Source organism: Spirosoma litoris (assembly GCF_054776755.1).
Window position 1 is genome coordinate 117,151 of record NZ_BAAHBI010000040.1, and the last position, 19,472, is coordinate 136,622.

Annotated in this window: 13 protein-coding genes; 12 read left to right on the plus strand and 1 reads right to left on the minus strand. The window is 49.3% G+C overall.

What is annotated here, in order from left to right; translation table 11 throughout:
• Window positions 1–75: 75 nt before the first annotated feature.
• From ACYVGR_RS24970 to ACYVGR_RS25025, 12 genes are all read left to right on the plus strand, one after another.
• On the plus strand, window positions 76–927 hold the full coding sequence (locus ACYVGR_RS24970) for a sialate O-acetylesterase (protein ID WP_460961914.1): 852 nt from the start codon (window positions 76–78) through the stop codon (window positions 925–927).
• A 167-nt stretch (window positions 928–1,094) separates the two neighbouring features.
• Entirely contained in the window at window positions 1,095–2,018 is a 924-nt protein-coding gene (locus ACYVGR_RS24975; protein ID WP_460961888.1) for an alpha/beta hydrolase, read from the plus strand.
• Between the two features lie 24 nt (window positions 2,019–2,042).
• Window positions 2,043–4,550, plus strand: coding sequence for a glycosyl hydrolase 115 family protein (locus tag ACYVGR_RS24980; protein WP_460961890.1), 2,508 nt, complete (start codon window positions 2,043–2,045; stop codon window positions 4,548–4,550).
• A 72-nt stretch (window positions 4,551–4,622) separates the two neighbouring features.
• Entirely contained in the window at window positions 4,623–6,578 is a 1,956-nt protein-coding gene (locus ACYVGR_RS24985; protein WP_460961892.1) for a sialate O-acetylesterase, read from the plus strand.
• A 113-nt stretch (window positions 6,579–6,691) separates the two neighbouring features.
• Window positions 6,692–8,257: a carboxylesterase/lipase family protein gene (locus ACYVGR_RS24990; protein ID WP_460961894.1), complete on the plus strand. Its 1,566-nt coding sequence runs from the start codon at window positions 6,692–6,694 to the stop codon at window positions 8,255–8,257.
• A 134-nt stretch (window positions 8,258–8,391) separates the two neighbouring features.
• Window positions 8,392–9,552, plus strand: a complete 1,161-nt coding sequence (locus ACYVGR_RS24995; RefSeq protein ID WP_460961896.1) for an alpha/beta hydrolase-fold protein — start codon at window positions 8,392–8,394, stop codon at window positions 9,550–9,552.
• Between the two features lie 14 nt (window positions 9,553–9,566).
• Complete coding sequence (locus tag ACYVGR_RS25000) at window positions 9,567–10,646, plus strand: alpha/beta hydrolase (RefSeq protein ID WP_460961898.1); 1,080 nt, start codon at window positions 9,567–9,569, stop codon at window positions 10,644–10,646.
• 177 nt (window positions 10,647–10,823) lie between these two features.
• Complete coding sequence (locus tag ACYVGR_RS25005) at window positions 10,824–11,945, plus strand: alpha/beta hydrolase-fold protein (RefSeq protein ID WP_460961901.1); 1,122 nt, start codon at window positions 10,824–10,826, stop codon at window positions 11,943–11,945.
• Window positions 11,946–12,092: 147 nt separating this feature from the next.
• Window positions 12,093–13,979 carry an alpha/beta hydrolase-fold protein gene (locus ACYVGR_RS25010; RefSeq protein ID WP_460961916.1) on the plus strand — a complete coding sequence of 629 codons (1,887 nt, stop codon included), beginning with the start codon at window positions 12,093–12,095 and terminating at the stop codon, window positions 13,977–13,979.
• A gap of 48 nt (window positions 13,980–14,027) precedes the next feature.
• On the plus strand, window positions 14,028–15,065 hold the full coding sequence (locus ACYVGR_RS25015; protein WP_460961903.1) for a glycoside hydrolase family 43 protein: 1,038 nt from the start codon (window positions 14,028–14,030) through the stop codon (window positions 15,063–15,065).
• A gap of 99 nt (window positions 15,066–15,164) precedes the next feature.
• On the plus strand, window positions 15,165–16,226 hold the full coding sequence (locus ACYVGR_RS25020) for an endo-1,4-beta-xylanase (RefSeq protein WP_460961905.1): 1,062 nt from the start codon (window positions 15,165–15,167) through the stop codon (window positions 16,224–16,226).
• Between the two features lie 255 nt (window positions 16,227–16,481).
• Window positions 16,482–18,413 (plus strand): CHASE3 domain-containing protein, encoded by a 1,932-nt coding sequence (locus ACYVGR_RS25025; protein WP_460961907.1) that lies wholly within the window; start codon window positions 16,482–16,484, stop codon window positions 18,411–18,413.
• Between the two features lie 509 nt (window positions 18,414–18,922).
• Here the strand turns inward: ACYVGR_RS25025 and ACYVGR_RS25030 are convergent.
• Complete coding sequence (locus ACYVGR_RS25030; protein ID WP_460961909.1) at window positions 18,923–19,387, minus strand: SRPBCC family protein; 465 nt, start codon at window positions 19,385–19,387, stop codon at window positions 18,923–18,925.
• Window positions 19,388–19,472: the final 85 nt, after the last annotated feature.

Consider the following 19,472-nt stretch of genomic DNA (forward strand, 5'->3'; position numbering starts at 1 on the left):
ATCTTCGGGTGAGGCCTTTTTATAACTAGCGAAGATGCTTCGTTCCTCAGCATGACAAAAATTAGACTTTACAAAATGACCATGAATAAAATCGGTTTATTAGCCCTCTTTGCCTTTATCAGTTTTAGAGGGTACGCTCAGGACAAAAACTTTTACATCTTTCTCTGCTTCGGTCAGTCGAACATGGAGGGTAACGCCAAAATTGAACCGCAGGATACGGTCAATGTCAATAGCCGGTTTCAGGTGATGGAGGCCGTGGATTGCCCAACGCTCAACCGAACAAAAGGGAATTGGTATACCGCCGTTCCACCCCTGTGCCGCTGCCGGACCGGACTGACTCCCGCTGATTATTTTGGCCGCGAACTGGTCGCCAATCTTCCTGAAAAGGTCCGGGTGGGCGTGATTAACGTAGCGATTGGCGGCTGCAAAATCGAGCTGTTCGATAAAGATCATTACGAGTCGTACGTCACGACGGTGCCGGGTTGGATGAAAAATTTCATCAAGGAATACGATGGCAATCCATACGCCCGACTGGTCGAGATGGCGAAATTGGCGCAGAAAGACGGGGTTATCAAAGGCATCCTGCTGCATCAGGGGGAATCGAATACCAACGATACGCTGTGGACAAAAAAGGTGAAGGTTGTTTATGATAACCTGATGCACGATCTGGATCTGAAACCGAAAAAAGTGCCGCTGCTGGCGGGCGAACTGGTCAACGCGGATCAGGATGGTAAATGTGCGAGTATGAACAAGATCATTGCTACGCTCCCGCAAACGATCAAAAACGCCCACGTGATCTCATCGGCTGGCTGCACCGACTCGGCCGATAACCTGCACTTCAATGCCGCCGGATATCGGGAATTAGGCAAGCGCTATGCTACAGAAATGCTGTCGTTACTCGGCTATAAACCGGTTGCGACCAACTAAACGTGCGATGAGTGGGACGACTTTTTCTGACTTGTTTTCTGTCATCCCGACGCAGGAGGGATCTTCGGACGATACTAAAAAATGCTCATTCTCCGAAGATTCCTCCTGCGTCGGAATGACAAAGACGGACGTAATAAAAAGAAGAATCTATTTATATATTACTGAAAATGAATAATTTGTCTCGATATAAACGACCGGTAAAAAACGTCAGAGCGGCTATTCTAAGCTTGCTGGTTGCTTGTCCGCTGGTCGTCAAATCGCAGGAAATTATTAGCCTCTATCCCGGTGCTGTACCAAACGCCAAAGTGGCAGCTGTTCAGGAAACGTATACATCAGGGCTATTCAGGAACGTAACGAAACCAACGCTGGAAGTGTATCTACCAGCCAAAGAGGCCGCATCAGGAACTGCCGTTGTCATCATTCCCGGTGGTGGTTACGGCGTTGTGGTGTATCAGGGCGAAGGCATCAATACGGCCAAAGAATTGGCTAAAAACGGGATAGCGGCTTTCGTGTTGAAATACAGGTTGCCGAACGATTCAATTATGGTCGATAAAACCATTGGACCGTTGCAGGATGCTCAGCAGGCTATCAAACTAGTGCGCGACAATGCCGGTAAATGGGGAGTCGACGCTGGGAAGGTAGGGATTATGGGTTTTTCGGCAGGTGGGCATCTGGCTTCTACTGAAGCGACGCATTTCGAGAAAGCGCTGGTTGACAACAGCAGCAACACTAGCCTTCGGCCCGATTTTCAGATTCTGGTGTACCCGGTCATCAGCATGCAGGACAGCCTGACGCATCGTGATTCGCGCAACAGTCTGCTTGGTAAAAATCCGTCGAAAGAAACCATCGATCTGTATTCTAATGAGCGGCAAATCACCAAAAATACCCCACCGACGTACCTGACCCACGCGGCTGACGATAAACTGGTGGATGTCGATAACAGCGTTGCCTACTTCGAAAAATTAAGGCGTCAGAAGGTTGATGTGGAAATGCATATCTACCCCAAAGGCGGACACGGATTTATTTTCCGACAGCCGGGCTGGATGACTCCGCTGTTCGACTGGATGAAACGAAATAACTGGATTAAATAATACTCAACAGAACGTATATCGGCTATGGGCCTAAAGGATCGTATCATACCGACGCTTTTTTTGCTATTGAGTTTCGGGCTAGTCCGGGCACAGAGCATTATTGCCGAAAAATCGTCGTTTGCGGTGACAACAGCCGCCATTTACGTAGATGCGGGTGAGCCTGAACTTGTAAAAACAGCCGCGACACTCCTGCAACAGGATATTGAACGGGTAACCGGTAAAAAAATACCAGTTCTGACAACCATCGACCAGGCTTACAAAAACGTCATCGCTGTTGGTACGCTTCAGCAGTCTTCTTTTTTGAAACAGCTCGTTTCGCAAAAGAAACTAAACGTTGATCGCATTCAGGGTAAATGGGAAGCCTCGTTAATACAATCTGTCGGCAAGCCAGCGAAGGGCGTAGAGCAGGCGCTTATCGTTGCTGGTAACGACCGGCGGGGAGCCGCTTATGGCGTGTTCGAACTGTCGAAGCAGTTTGGCGTTTCGCCCTGGTATTGGTGGGCCGATGTACCCATCGAAAAGCGAAACGAGATCTTCATTAAAAGCAATGTGTTCAGTACAGATGCGCCGAAAGTAAAGTATCGCGGCTTGTTCATTAACGATGAAGCACCAGCGCTCTCTGGCTGGACCAAAGAAAAATTCGGTGGGTTCAATCACAGTTTCTATGAGAAGTTTTTTGAGTTGGTGATTCGCCTGAAAGGCAATTACATCTGGCCTGCCATGTGGGGTAACGCCTTTTACGCAGATGATTCGCTGAATATAAAAGTGGCCGATAAATACGGCGTGGTCATTGGTACGTCGCACCACGAACCCCTGATGCGGGCGCACGACGAATGGCGACGAGCGGGTGGTGGTCCCTGGAATTACGAAACCAATAAAGAAAAACTGCAACAATTCTGGCGGGGTGGCATGAAACGGGCCACCAATGAGAAAATTGCCAGTGTTGGGATGCGGGGCGACGGCGATGCGCCCATGTCGAGAGAAACTGCTACCGCGCTGCTGGAACGTATCGTGGCCGACCAGCGGGATATCATCAGCGATGTAACGGGCAAACCAGCATCCGAAACCCCGCAGCTCTGGGCGCTCTACAAGGAAGTCCAGGACTACTACGACAAAGGAATGCGGGTGCCCGACGATGTGACGCTCTTGCTCGCTGACGACAACTGGGGCAACCTTCGGAAGCTACCCCGGCTGGATGAGAAACCTCGTAAAGGCGGGTATGGCATTTACTATCACTTCGATTATGTCGGTGGGCCCCGTAATTACAAATGGTTGAATACCAATCCGCTGCCTCGTGTCTGGGAGCAAATGCATCTGGCCTGGTCGTATAAGGTACGGGACATCTGGATTGTCAATGTAGGAGACATCAAACCAATGGAATTTCCAATTTCTTTTTTCCTGGACTACGCCTGGAATCCTGAAAAAATTGATGCCGACCAGTTGCAGACCTATACCGAAAACTGGGCGGCCGATCAGTTTGGAAAGCCACATGCCAAGGCCATTGCCTATTTGCTGGCCAGATACGCAAAGTACAACGCTCGCCGGAAGCCAGAACTGCTCGATGCCAATACGTACAGCCTTTCTACGGGCGAGTGGCAAACGGTGGTTGCCGACTACACAAACCTGTTGAAGCAGGCAGAGGAAATAAATAACGACTTACCAGCTGCTTATAAAGACGCCTATTTTCAACTGGTCCTGCATCCCATTAAAGCCTGTGCAAATCTGAACGCGATGTACTACTACGTAGCGCTGAATAAACAGGGATATAAGGACAAACTGAAAGAAACCAATCGTTATGCCGACAAAGTAAAGGAACTGTACACCAACGATTCACTGATTACCCAACAGTATCATCGACTGAACAACGGTAAGTGGAATCACCTGATGAGCCAAACACACATTGGCTATACGTACTGGCAGCAACCCAACATGCAAAAAATGCCAACAGTGCAGTATCTCCCGTCCGACTCGGTGGTAACAGACAAAACCAGCTCCGTTAGCTCCACTCAGAAGGGCGACAACGGCATTGCCATTGAAGCCGATCATTATACCAAAGCAGTAAACGCCAATGGCATTACGTGGAAAATTCTGCCTGATCATGGCAGAACCGGGTCTGCGATTACGGCTTTTCCGGTAACGGCCGATGAACAGAAACCGGGAGGTAATGCGCCCCATCTTCAATATAATCTTGTTACAGATCGGGTGGGCGAGTTTACGATCAGGGCCTATTTCTCGCCTACGTTGAATCTGTTCAGGGAGGAGAATGGCCTGCAATACGCCATGTCGGTGGATGACGAAACTCCACAGATCATCAGCCTGAACAAAGAAGATAAAACCAGCGATAAAGGCATCTGGAATAAATGGGTAGCCGAGAATATTATTATCAAACCAACTGTCCACAAGATTGCTCAGCCTGGCAGGCATATCGTGAAATTCTGGATGGTGAGTCCGGGCGTTGTTCTGCAAAAGCTGGTCGTCGATTTTGGTGGTCTGGAACAGAGCTACCTTGGTCTGGAAGAAACGATTAAATAGTAACTTTTTATCGACAGGATTAACAGGATTAGTCCTACCAATAAAAATCCTGTTAATCCTGTCAAAAAACTTATGAAGCGCTTAACCTTATTCTGTCTTTTCGTAACGATTAATACGGCTTTGTACGCCCAACTTCGTTTACCCACACTGATCAGCGATGGCATGGTGCTGCAACGGGACGCCAGACTAAACATCTGGGGTTGGGCTAAGTCGGGTGAAAAGATTACCGTAAAACTTAAAGGGAAAGCCTATAAAACGGTAACAAATGCAACAGGTAAATGGCAGGTTTCGCTACCAGCCTTACCAGCGGGTGGCCCTTTTACGATGGACATTATCGGTGATACCCAGCTTACCGTAAACGATATTTTGATTGGCGATGTGTGGTTTTGCAGTGGGCAGAGCAACATGGTTCACCAACTGAATATCCACGACGTTACGTATGCCAGCGAGATTCGGAACGCTAACTATCCGCAAATCCGGCAATTCTGGGTGCCAACCCTGACTAATCTGCGAGGTCCGCAAAGCGACCTGCCAAATGGCCAGTGGAAGGCCGCCGTGGGTGAAGACGTTCGGCCCTTCTCGGCAGTCGCTTATTTCTTTGCCAAAAAACTTTACGAAAAGTACCACGTGCCCATTGGCATTATCAACGCCAGCGTAGGTGGAACACCTATCGAAGCCTGGATCAGTGAAGAGGGCCTGACTGCTTTTTCGGACTTGAAAGCTACCCTGGAAAAAAACAAAGACACTACGTATATCAACAGCCTCAGTCGGAGACAGCCCACTACGGCCAATCGGCCTGCGCCACCCACCGATTTAGGATTAACGGCCTCCCAGAAGTGGTATGAGCCTTCGTACGTTCCTAAAGGCTGGCGACCGATCAATGTTCCCGGATATTGGGAAGATCAGGGAATTAAGGAGTTGAACGGCGTCGTATGGTATCGAAAAGAAATTGAGGTGCCAGCTTCGATGACGGGCAAACCCGCTACTGCTTTTCTGGGCAGAATTGTGGATGCCGATGAGTTTTATATCAATGGCACACCGATAGGTCGAACCACTTACATGTACCCCCAGCGTCGGTACAAAGTGCCCGCAAACGTACTGAAAGCGGGCAGGAATGTGTTGGTCGTACGAGTGACCAATAATGCGGGTAAAGGCGGCTTTGTACCTGACAAACCCTACTCTCTTTTCGCCGGTGCCGATACGGTTGATCTGAAGGGCACCTGGCAGTATAAAGTGGGAACCGTATTCAAACCCGTTGGTGGTTTTGGCGGTGGCAATCCAGGTGGAGGTATCAACGCGCAGAATCAGCCAGCGGCCTTGTACAATGCGATGGTAGCTCCCGAAATTAAGTACGCTATCCGGGGCTTTTGCTGGTATCAGGGTGAGAGCAATGCGGGGCGTCCTCAGGAATACGAAAAACTACAGATAGCCTTAATCAACGATTGGCGACAGAAATGGCAGCAGGGCGACCTTCCCTTCCTGTATGTGCAGTTGCCCGGATTCATGGAGTACAGCTACCTACCGACGGAAAGTAACTGGGCCTTACTCCGGGAAGCCCAACTCAAAGCGTTGTCGGTGCCCAATACGGCGATGGCTGTGGCGATTGACCTGGGCGAATGGAATGACATCCATCCCGACAACAAAAAAGACGTCGGTGAACGGTTGGCCCTGGCGGCTCTGAAAATGGCTTACAATGAAAATCTGGTTGCTTCCGGGCCTTTGTATCAATCATCAACGATTGACGGCAATAAACTCGTAATTAGCTTCACAAACGTTGGCAGTGGATTAATCACCAACGATGGTGAAGGGTTAAGCGATTTTGCGATTGCAGGCAGCGACAAAAAATTTGTATGGGCAAAAGCCCGGATTGAAGGCAATAAAGTAGTCGTTTGGGCTGATGAGGTGCCGGCCCCTCAATACGTCCGTTATGCCTGGTCCGATAACCCGGTGAATCCTAACCTTTACAACAAAGAAGGCTTACCCGCTTCGCCCTTCCAGACCGCTAATGAAGGGGGAGGTCAAAAATGACTGTAAAAATAGTTCGTACGTGTATGATAACATGAATAATGTCTACTCTCATTGTTCGACTGGATGAAACGAAATAACTGGATAAACTAACCACTCAAGAATCTACATCGGCTATGTATTTAAGGAATTGTGTCATTCTGAGCTGTTTTTTGCTGTTGAGTTTCGGGCTGGTCCGGGCGCAGCAGCCTGCACCGGTCAAAGTCGAAGGCGGGTCCGTACAGGGCGTATCGGAAGCCGGTTTGACCGTTTACAAAGGTATCCCATTTGCCGCTCCCCCCGTTGGTGATCTGCGCTGGAAAGCTCCTCAGCCGGTGACTAACTGGGAAGGTGTTCGCGAAACGAAAAAATTTGCGCCCGCTCCTATGCAGGGGGGCAATCCGCCATCAGGCAAAAGTGAAGATTGCCTGTATCTGAACGTATGGAGTCCGGCTAAATCGGCCAATGAACATATTCCGGTTCTCGTCTGGATTTACGGGGGCGGATTCAGTTTCGGTGCTACGTCGGAACCCAGTTATAATGGTGAAAAGTTAGCACAAAAGGGCGTCGTACTGGTCAGCATTGCGTATCGGGTTGGTCAGCTTGGTTTTCTGGCGCACCCAGAGTTGAGCGCCGAAAATCCGCATCACGTTTCGGGTAATTACGGGTTACTGGACATGATTGCCGGGCTTAAGTGGGTCCAGAAAAACATTGCTGCCTTTGGCGGTGACCCCAACAAAGTAACCATTTTCGGCGAGTCGGCGGGGGGCATTGCCGTCAGTATGCTCTGTGCTTCTCCGCAGGCAAAAGGACTGTTTCAGGGCGCTATTTCGCAGAGTGGCGGCTCGTTTGGACCAACCCGGCCCACTACGTATCCGGGTGAGAATATGAAGCGATTGGCGGAAGCCGAAAAGGCGGGCGAAGCCTATGCGAAAGCCGCCGGGGTTTCGTCGATTGCCGAATTGCGGAAGATTGAGGCCGACAAACTGCCGGGTGGTCGGGGAGTGGGTATGTCGTGGCCCATCGTTGACGGCTGGATCATTCCGGACGACCAGCATAAACTTTACGAAGCAGGCAAGTATAATCATACCCCCATTCTGGTTGGTTATAACTCGGATGAGGGGGCCAGCTTTGGGCCGCCCAAAACGCCCGAAGACTATATCGAAAGCACCCGGAAACGGTACGGAAAGTTCGCCGACGATTTGATCAAAGCGTATCCGATTGGGTCGAATTCTGTTCCGAAAACCGCGCGGGATCTGATGCGCGATGCTGCTTTCGGCTGGCAAACCTGGAGCTGGGCCCGGCTTCAGGCACAGACCAGTAAATCGAAGGTGTTCTACTATTATTTCGATCAGCATCCTGATTATCCTGCCGATTCGCCCAAAGCAGGATCTGGCTCAGGGCATGGGCAGGAAGTGTCGTATGTTTTCGAGACGCTCAATCCATCGAATCCGCAAACGACCAAAACCGATCTGGCCATTTCGGATGCGATGAGTACGTACTGGACCAACTTTGCCAGGTACGGCGACCCGAATGGTAAAGGGATGCCCAAATGGCCAGCTTTCAGCGACGCGAACCCCGTTGTGATGTATTTCAGTCAGACTCCGCATACCGGACCCGTACCCAGTGCCGAAGCTCTGAACGTTCTGGACAAGTATTTCGATTGGCGACGAACCGCTGAAGGCGAAGCCTGGGCTAAATAGCTCTGATTATCAGTAATTTTTTGTCATCCCGAGGAACGAGGGATCTTCGGTATACACTCCAATAGCCGGTCTCCGAAGATCCCTCGTTCCTCGGGATGACAAAAACAGAATTAACTCCTAAATCTTAATTAAAGATGACCCAACAACTAATCCGTCGAATAGGGCTGTTTTGGAGCCTGTTTGGCCTGTATCTGGGGGCACTTGGCCAGCCGCCCCGTGGCCCGCTGGTGGTGTCGCCCCAGGTGAATGCCGACAAATCCATTACGTTCCGTTACCTGGCCCCGCAGGCTAAAGAGGTCAAGCTGAGTGCGCAGTTTGAAAAAGCGCCGGTTGCTATGACCAAAGATGCGCAGGGCATCTGGAGTGTAACGACCAGCCCTATCAAGCCCGACATCTATCCTTATAGTTTTCAGGTCGATGGTGTAACAGTCATGGACCCGGCCAACGTAGCGTTTTTCCCGAACGAACGATTTAAAGCCAGTCTAGTCGATGTTCCCGGCGATGCGCCCCTGATTCACGCCATGCGGGACGTACCACACGGTTCGGTCAATTACGAATACTATCCGTCGGTTGAAGGGACTACCGGCTCGTTGGTCGTGTATACACCGCCGGGTTATGATAAAAATGCGTCGCAGAAATACCCCGTTTATTACCTCATCAGTGGCACGACCGATACTGAAGAAACCTTTTTTAAAGTCGGCAAAACCAACCTGATTCTGGACAATCTGATTGCGGAAGGCAAAGCCAAACCGATGATCATTGTGATGCCCTATGGCAACATAGCGGCCCGCGTAGCCGAGCAAAAAGGCGGCTCAAAACCTGCCGACCCAACCGTTCGGGATGGGGCCGATGCCGTAAAACGGGCCAACGATTTCACGACCGACCTGGTGAGCAATGTGATTCCGTACACCGAGAAAGCGTACCGAGCCATCCCCAACCGGGAGAACCGAGCCATCGGTGGGTTTTCGCGCGGGGGCGGTCAGACGCTCCGAACGGCCTTTAACAACATGGACAAATTTGCATGGGTGTGTGCCTATAGTTCGTACCTGTCGCCCCAGGAAATGGATGGCAATTTCAGCCAGATCGTGGCCAAACCCGATCAGACCAACAAACAACTCAAACTGCTGTGGGTGAGCGTGGGAAGCGACGATTTTCTGTACAAGGGCACGGTGGAGTTTATGGATTACCTGAAGGCGAAAAAGGTGAACTACAAAAGCCTGATTACTGACGGTGGACACACCTGGATGAATGTGAAAACCTACGTTGCCGCCACTACGCCTTTACTCTTCCGCTAAGCAAAGCCCTTGCCATGAAACGTATCAACTATCTTCTAACGATCCTGCTTTGCTCGGCCAGTGCGGTTATTGCCCAGCAACGGCCACCGTCTATCAGTTCGCCTGAGGTACATCCCGATCATAGCATTACTTTCAAATACTTTTCACGAAAAGCCCAGAAAGTGACCCTGAGCGGGGAATTTCTGAAAGCACCCGTTGCCATGACGAAAGATACGTCCGGCATCTGGAGCGTAACGGTGCCACCCGTCAAACCCGACATTTATCCGTATAGTTTCACCGTCGATAGTGTTCAACTGGCCGATCCGAGCAACACCTACATCTTTGCCAATGAGCGCTTCAAACGGAGCATCGTCGATGTGCCGGGCGATCAGCCGCTGGTTCATTCGCTCCAGAACGTACCGCATGGCAAGGTTAGCTATCGGTATTACAAATCGGGTACGTTAGGAACAACCCGGCAGTTGCTGGTCTATACCCCACCCGGTTTCAACCCGAACGGCAAGACCAAATACCCGGTGCTGTACCTGATTCACGGCGGCTCTGATACCGAAGAAACTTGGACCAAAGTAGGCCGCGCCAATTTGATTGCCGATAACCTGATTGCACAGGGCAAAGCCAAGCCCATGCTCATTGTGATGCCCTATGGCAACGTTCGGCCCGCGCCAATGCCCGATTTCACGAAAGACATGGTGAATGACATCATCCCGTTTGTGGAGGCCAACTACCCGGTCGACAAAGACAGCAAAAGTCGGGCGGTAGCTGGTTTTTCAGTCGGTGGTGGGCAAACGCTCAATATTGGCTTTACCAATACCGATAAGTTTGCCTACATCTGCTCGTATGCCCCCTACACAGCGACCGAGGAGTTTCAGAAAAACTTCACCAACTGGTCGCCGGATGCGGCTAAGATCAATAGCCAGTTGAAGTTATTCACTATCAGCGTGGGCACCGAAGATTTTCTGTACGAGCCGGTGAAAAAGAACATCGCCATGTTCGAAGAAAAGAAAATTAAGACGAAAAGCTACATCGTTCCCGGTGGCCACACCTGGATGAATTGCAAACAGTATCTGGCCACTACGTTGCAGGAGATTTTTAAATGAAGATGGATTAATGGTTAATCTTCTGACTATCAGCATTTTTTTTGTCATCCCGACGCAGGAGGGATCTCCGGGAACAGGCGGTTTTAATTCACTACCGAAGATCCCTCCTGCGTCGGGATGACAAAAAAACGCTGATAAAAGACCTTACTAATAGTATCACATAAGCCCAACAACCCAATGATTACGAAACCATTAGCTGTGCTGTTCGCAGCCACATTCACAAGCCTAACCTGCCTCGCGCAGGGAAGTCAACCGGCCATTGTGGAGGATTTCAAACCATCCTCGTTGAACCAGCCGGGTCAGGAGTACCCACAGGTGAACTCCCAGGGGTACGCCCGATTCAAGATCAAGGCCCCCAAAGCCGATAGTGTCCGGGTAAGCCTAGGACTGGGTGGACGGGGAGGCACCATTCTCACCAAAGGGGAAGACGGATTCTGGACCGGTACCACGGCAGGACCGATGGATGAAGGCTTCCATTATTACAACGTTACGATTGACGGCGGAAAGTTCAACGACCCCGGCGCTTTGAATTATTACGGTTCTGTCCGGTGGGAAAGTGGCATTGAGATTCCCGCACACGATCAGGACTTTTATGCGCTGAAGGAGGTGCCCCACGGCAATGTGCAGCAGATTCTGTTTCCGTCCAAAAGCACCAACACCTCGCGCCGGGCTTTCGTGTATACCCCGCCGAGCTACGAAAAAGACAAATCAAAAAAATACCCAGTGCTTTACCTGCAACACGGCTGGGGTGAGGACGAAACGGCCTGGAGCAACCAGGGGCACGCGAATCTGATCATGGACAACCTGATCGCCGAAGGCAAAATCAAGCCCTTTATCATTGTGATGACCTACGGCATGACCAATGAGGTGAAATTTGGCAAGATCAGAGAGTTTAAAATCGATCCGTTTCAGACGGTACTGGTCGACGAACTGATTCCGTATGTAGACGCCAATTTCCGCACACTATCCAACCGCGACAATCGGGCGATGGCGGGCCTGTCGATGGGCGGCATGGAAACCAAAATGATTACCCTCAACAAGCCGGAAACCTTTGGGTACTATGGTCTGCTCAGTGGAGGTGTTTACGCGCCGGAAGACCTCAACGGCAAGCCAAAACCAAAGCTTGTTTTTATTAGCTGTGGTAGCAAGGAACGGCCCGATGGCGTCAATAAGTCGGCTACGGACCTGAAAGCAGCCGGTTACAATGCCGTTGCATACGTTTCCGACAAAACGGCTCACGAATTCCTGACCTGGCGTCGCAGCCTGCATGAGCTGGCTCCCTTGCTGTTCAACAAATAGTGTAAAAGATTTCTTTTTCGACAGGATTAACAGGATTTGTCGGATTGATAAGAATCCTGTCCATCCTGTTAATCCTGTCAAAACATTTCTTTAATCATGAAACATAGTTTATTTCTGAAAGGCGCTTATCTAGCCATTTCCCTAGTGATGGGAGTAACAGCTTACGCGCAAACTATCGAAAAAGAAGCGTCCAAAGGCTTCGACCAGGTACGCACAGGCATTGCCACGGGTAAACTGGATTCGGTTCAGTACGCATCGAAAACCGTAGGTACGACTCGTAAAGCATTGGTATATACGCCACCAGGCTATTCCAAAAAGAAAAAGTATCCCGTTCTGTATCTACTGCACGGTATTGGGGGCGATGAAAAAGAATGGCTCAAGGGAGGAAACCCACCTATAATCCTGGATAACTTATACGCCGAAGGAAAGCTGGAACCCATGATCGTGGTCATGCCTAATGGACGCGCCATGAAAGACGACCGGGCCATTGGCAATATTTTCGATAAAGACAAAGTCGAAGCGTTTGCTACGTTTGAGAAAGATTTATTGAATGACCTAATCCCGTTCATCGAGAAAAAATACTCGACCTTAACCGACCGAGAACACCGGGCCATTGCCGGACTGTCGATGGGGGGCGGTCAGTCGCTGAATTTTGGACTGGGCAATCTGGACAAGTTTGCCTGGGTCGGTGGGTTCTCGTCGGCTCCCAACACGAAGCCCCCGCAGGAACTGGTGCCCAATCCGACCGAGGCTAAAAAGAAGTTGAAACTGCTCTGGATTTCGTGTGGCGACAACGACGGCTTGATTACGTTCAGCAAACGCACCCACGACTATTTGTACCAGAACGATGTGCCGCATATCTATTACGTAGAGCCGGGCGTACACGATTTCAAAGTCTGGAAAAACGGGCTGTACATGTTCTCGCAGTTCCTGTTCAAGCCAGTTGATGGGTCTTCATTGACTAAATACACCCTGTTAGGCACGCCAGCATCCACAAACATGCGGAATGCCAAATATCCGCAGATTCTACCCGACAATCGGGTCGTGTTTCGAGTCAAAGCACCTGATGCTCAGAAAGTACAGATTGATCTGGGCAAAAAATACGACATGGTGAAAGATACGGCTGGGTTCTGGAATGTAACCACCGATTCCATCAGTCGGGGCTTTCATTACTATTCGTTGCTGATCGACGGCCTGCCCGTTGCCGACCCGGCTAGTGAAACCTTCTATGGCATGAGTCGGATGGCGAGCGGTATCGAAATTCCGGACAAAGATGAAGGGTACTATGCCCTGAAAGACGTACCTCACGGCGATATTCGCATCAAACGCTATCTGTCGAAAGCTTCAAATTCCTGGCGCGAAATGTACGTATATACACCACCGGGCTATGACCAGTCGAACGACAAATACCCGGTGCTGTATCTGCTGCACGGTGGGGGCGAAGATCAGCGGGGCTGGGCCACGCAGGGCAAAACGGGCCTCATTCTCGACAATCTGATTGCGGAAGGCAAAGCCAAACCGATGGTTATCGCGATGCTCGATGGAAACATGAATATGCAGGGGGGGCTCGCTGGCTTCAACGAAAACGTACTCCGTTCATTTGAGAACGAATTGAAGCTGGGGGCGATTCCGTTCGTCGAAAGCAATTTTCGAGTTGCCACCGATGCTAAAAATCGGGCACTCGCCGGTTTGTCGATGGGTGGGTTGCAGACGCTTTACGCGGGCATTAAGAACACCAACCTATTCTCGTCGCTGGGCGTGTTCAGTTCGGGCTGGTTTGCCAACAACCCCAAACTATCGGACCCGCAGTATGCCTTCATGAAAGACAATGCCAGCACCATCAACAGCAACCTGAAAAACCTCTGGATTTCAATGGGCGGAAAGGAAGATATAGCCTACCAAAACTGTCAGATCATGATGAAAAAGTTTGATGAGCTGGGCGTTAAATATACCTACAGCGAGTACGCGGGTGGGCACACCTGGCCGGTCTGGCGTCATGACCTGTTCCTGTTTGCGCCGTCTTTGTTTAAATAAACTGACCTATAGAATTTATCTGCTTACCGGTATCTGAATAAACTCCTTATGAAACGAACGTACACGGCACTTGCCTTTATTGGGTGTTCACTGACTGCTTTTGCACAAACCAACAAGACGCCAAAAGATCAGCCGCTGGTGTCGCACATTTACACCGCTGACCCATCGGCCCACGTCTTTAATGGTAAAATTTATATCTATCCATCCCATGATATTGACGCAAAGGATGTCAAAGAGGATGACGAAGGCGGTCATTTCGCCATGCGCGACTACCACGTTCTGTCAATGGATAAGATCGGTGGACCGGTGAAAGACAACGGCGTAGCTCTTGACATAAAAGATATTCCCTGGGCAGGCCGCCAGCTATGGGCGCCCGATGCTACCTATAAGAACGGTACGTATTATCTGTATTTCCCCGTAAAAGACAAGCAGGACATTTTTCGAATCGGCGTAGCAACCAGCAAAAGTCCGACGGGGCCCTTCAAGCCTGAATCAGAGCCGATTAAAGGCAGTTACAGTATTGATCCCACCGTGTTTCAGGATATCGATGGCAAAGCCTATCTCTATTTTGGGGGTATCTGGGGTGGTCAGTTGCAGCGCTGGAGCGATAACAACTATGATCCGAAAGGAGCTTTAAAGAAAAAAGAGGAAGTGGCCTACCTTCCGCGCGTCGCCCGGCTAAGCGCCGATATGAAGTCTTTTGCGGAGCCAGTTCGGGAAGTGCAGATTCTCGACAAAAACGGCAAACCGTTCCTGGAAAAAGATAACGACAAACGGTTTTTCGAAGCGGCCTGGCTCCACAAATACAAGGGTAAGTACTACTTCTCGTACTCAACCGGTGATACGCATAACCTCTGCTACGCCATCGGAACCAATCCGTATGGTCCCTTTACCTACCAGGGTGTGTTGTTAAAACCTGTTCTCGGCTGGACAAACCACCATTCAATTGTACAGGTAGGCGATAAATGGTATCTGTTTTACCATGACGTACAGCTTTCGGGCAAGACTCATCTGCGAAATGTGAAAGTAACCGAGCTGACGTATAATCCAGATGGCACGATTAAACCGATTGATGCCTACAAGTAAGTGTTTTTTGACAGGATTAACATGATTGACATGATTTTTCATTTCTGTAATCCTGTAAATCCTGTTAATCCTGTCGAAGAAAACCAAACCATTTCCCTCATGCGTAAACTAATTCCCTATACCCTGATTGCCTTATCCGTCGCCTTTGTGGTGCCTGAAAAAGGGCTGAAAGACTATTATAAGGCCTATTTCCCAATTGGTGTGGCTGTCAATCCGCGCATGGTACAGCCCGGACCGGATGCTGAATTGATTAAAGCCCAGTTCAACAGCATGACGCCCGAAAATGCAATGAAAATGGGCCCAATCCATCCAGAAGAGAACCGCTACAACTGGAAAGATGCGGATGCCATCGCTGATTTTGCCCAGCAGAATAACATTAAATTGCGGGGACATACCCTTTGCTGGCACAATCAGACACCGCGCTGGTTCTTCACAGATTCTACGGGTAAAACTGTAAGCCGAGAGGTATTACTCGCTCGTCTGAAGCAGCATATCACCGACGTAGTGGGACGCTACAAAGGCAAGATTTACGCCTGGGACGTAGTGAATGAAGCCGTTCCTGACACGGGAACGGGTATCTATCGGAAATCGAAATTTTACGAAATTATTGGTGAAGACTATATTGAGAAGGCGTTTCAGTACGCCCATGAAGCCGATCCCTCAGCCCAACTATTTTATAACGATTACAATACGGAAAATACCTCAAAGCGGGAACGTATTTATCAGCTATTGAAGAAGTTAAAGGACAAGAAGATACCCATCAACGGAGTAGGCTTACAGGCGCACTGGTCCATTTACGAACCTACCGCACAGGAACTGGAAGAGTCTATTACCAAATTCGCCAGCCTGGGACTGAAAGTGCAGTTTACTGAAGTAGACATGTCGGTGTATCCCAAAGAGCACGAGCGACGAGCCCGCCGGGATACCGACAAGAGTGAGTTTACGTCGGAAATGAATGATAAACAGGCAGCTCAGTACAAACTAGTATTTGACATTTTTCGTAAACATCGCGACAAAATCACCGGCGTTACATTCTGGAACCTGACCGACAAATATTCCTGGCTGGACAATTTTCCCGTTCCCGGTCGTAAGGATTATCCCTTACTGTTCGATCAGAATGGCCAGCCTAAAAAGGCCTATGAGAGCGTCGTGAAATTCTAAAGAGAAGAGTTAAGATTGGATGGGGACGTAATCATAAATACCTGGATAAACTGGTTTTTAGAGTTATTCGTCTCCTAGATGATAAGTAATACCCAGAAAATTAGAAAGTTAATCAATCAGGTAAACTTTATTCAAAATAAATGGTTACATGCTCGTAGTCTCAAACAGCACCAAGAGCAATTCGAGACAATAATGTAGGACTAGTCACTCAACTAACCGAAGACCAGTCATTCTCTTTGTGAGTAAATAACCGTAATGAGTATACTTCTTCCTCCTGCATTGATGCGAAAGTTGGCCAGCGCCAGTATGCTGGCCCCATTTTTATTTACCCTCACCTGCTTATCAGTCATTATTTATTCGCTCTACCAAAGCCAGCAACAGCGTCAGCATAATGAGGATTGGCTACTACAAACGGGTACGGTCATCTCGATGTTGGGACAGCTAAACACCTTAGCTGTCGAGGCTGAAACGGGTACTAGAGGCTATTTGCTAAGTGGGCATGAAAGTGCTTTGGTCCCCTACGAAACTGCATCAGAACAACTCCCTATCCAATTAAATACGCTGCGTACACTTCTCGATAATGATCCTGAGCAGAAGCTATCCTTTACGATTCTTCAGAAACTGATACGTCAACGATTACTGCTTAGTCAGACCTTAATCCAACTTCGCCAGATGGGGCAAAACCCAGAGTTTGCCCAGCGAGAAATGAATGAAGGAAAAGTTCTTATGGACAAGATTCGTCACCAGATAAACCAAATGACCGACTTGGAAAAGCAACGGCTTGCTAGTCGTCAGGCAAGCCTTGGAGAGGCTACTCGCCGGGGAAAATGGTGGGGGCGCTGGCTAGTCGGGATTTGCCTGTTAATGGTGCTAACGGCGGCTTCGCTGGCTCAAGTGCTCCGAAAGAGTGTTCGCCAACAACGACAACTTCACCAACTTCAGGAAAAGTTGGTGGGGCAACTGGTCCAACAACAGGAATTAGAAACAGTTCTGATCCGACAAACCGATCAATTGAGAACCACGTTAGATGCTTCCCTTAACGGCATTCTTTCGATGTCGGCGCTGCGAAATGAGCAGGGCGAAATTATTAATTTCCGAATGGACACGGCTAACACAACGGTGAAACGAATGACAGGCCGGGATGTAGATGAGATTTTAGGGCGTACCCTATTAGACGTCTTTCCAGGCAACGCCGAAAACGGGTTTCTAGAGCTGTATAAACGTGTCGTCAATACGGGAGAGGCCGAGCACTCGATGCAATATTATCAAGACGATCAGGGACTAGCAGGCTGGTTTGAGGTATCGGCTGTCAAACAAAACGATGACCGGGTGGTAGTGACCTTCATCAACGTGACCGACCACCAGCAGGCCAAAGAAAAAGCGGAACGAACGCTTCGTCAATTGCAGGAGTCGAATGAAAATTTAGCACAGTTTGCGTTTGTGGCGAGTCATGACCTGCAAGCCCCATTGCGCAAGATTCAAAGCTTTGGGGACATCCTCTTGCAACAGCATGGGTCTACCTTACCGGATTCGGGAATCCAATTAGTAAACAGGATGCTCCAAACCAGCGAACGAATGAGTCATCTTATCCGCGGTTTACTGAATTATTCCCGCCTGGGCGGCTCCCAAAGTCCACACCAACGGGTAGATTTAAGCGAACTCATTGACGGTATTCTAGACGACCTGGAATTAATTATTGTTGAAAAACAGGCCATTCTCGAAGTCGATCAACTGCCTCAGGTTTGGGGCGACCCTGTCCAGTTGCAGCAGCTCTTCAGTAATTTAGTGTCTAATGCGCTCAAGTTTACTAAACCGGGCCGAAAGCCGAAGGTATTTATACGCTGTCAGGTAGTGGCAGCGAACAAGCTTCCTGATTCCCTTTTTCCCTTTTCCAGAAACCACCAATCGTACTACGAACTCAGTGTGATGGATAACGGTATTGGTTTCGAGGAGCAGTATATAGACCGCATATTTAAACTGTTCGAGCGGCTACATAGCAAAAACTCATATCCGGGTAGTGGAATTGGGTTAGCCATCTGCAAACAGATTGTGATGAATCATAAAGGTATGCTGCTGGTAGCGAGTAAACCCGACGAAGGGGCTACCTTCCGTGTATATCTGCCAGTAATCAATCAGCCTGACATTAACTGGCTAAGTTTAGACCACAGTCGGTCATTACCCTATTAGTGCTTTACCAACGTAGATTCTCGGGTTCGCCCGCTCGGTTGATTCTATCGGATTCTACTGGCAATATTCTGCTGATAATCAATAGCTAAACTGTCTCACGATCAATTAAGCCAATACTCGCTCAAAACCATAACGAGATGTCCATAGGATTGATTGGTTTACAATTTGTCTCGCCCTAGGCTTTATATTGCCCCCTTTGACTACCTGTGTATTTTAAAAGATATGGACAACTGATTTCAGGAAAGATCGCTTCTACTCGGTGCTTCTTTCGAAATAGCGATAAAAATCATATAGCCATTGATTGCCAGTCTTTTCGATATAGATTCCCAAGATTCGGGGACATCGTTCTCATTTGCCATACTCATGTTGTGCCGAACTACTATTAAAATTGAGCCTAACACTTACAGCTACGAAACTCCAGGGGGGCCTTCTCGCACGATGGCGAAACATGAGGTGCGTTCACGAAAGTTTCCCTTTCGGTATCCGGTGAGCATTACGCACGTCGCCAACTATTCCGCGTTTACAGCAATCGCATCTTTCTCTACAGCTTCTTTCAGCAAGTCAAGGGCTGTTCGCCAGTAGAAATCAAGGTGCCGAAAAATAGTGTCTGTGGGGAAGTTGGTGATGGTCAGCGTTAATTGGGTTAGGCGCTCAATAGGAGTGAGGGCAAAGGTCAGCACGCACTGATTTTCGGGCGTATCGGGTAGGTGCGACAACGAGCTTAAATGGGTGTATTGGAGTGTCTTGTTGGGGATGTTGGTTAAAATGGTTCCTGTATTTTCAACCTCTATACCGTGCATGCTTCCCTTCATTCGGATCGGACTGCCCGCCCCCCAATCGGTGATGATGTCAATCGCCATATCAGTGTCCAGCATCCATTGTTTCATCAAGTCGGGCACCGTCAAATGACGCCAAACCGTGGAGGCTGGTGCGTTTATGGTGACGGTGTGGGTGATGAGGTTGGGGGAGGGCATTTTTGGGGATGCGGGCGCGCATTTGATACTAAATCAGATTGATAATGACGTATTTTCGATGTAGGGAAAACAACTTAACGAAATG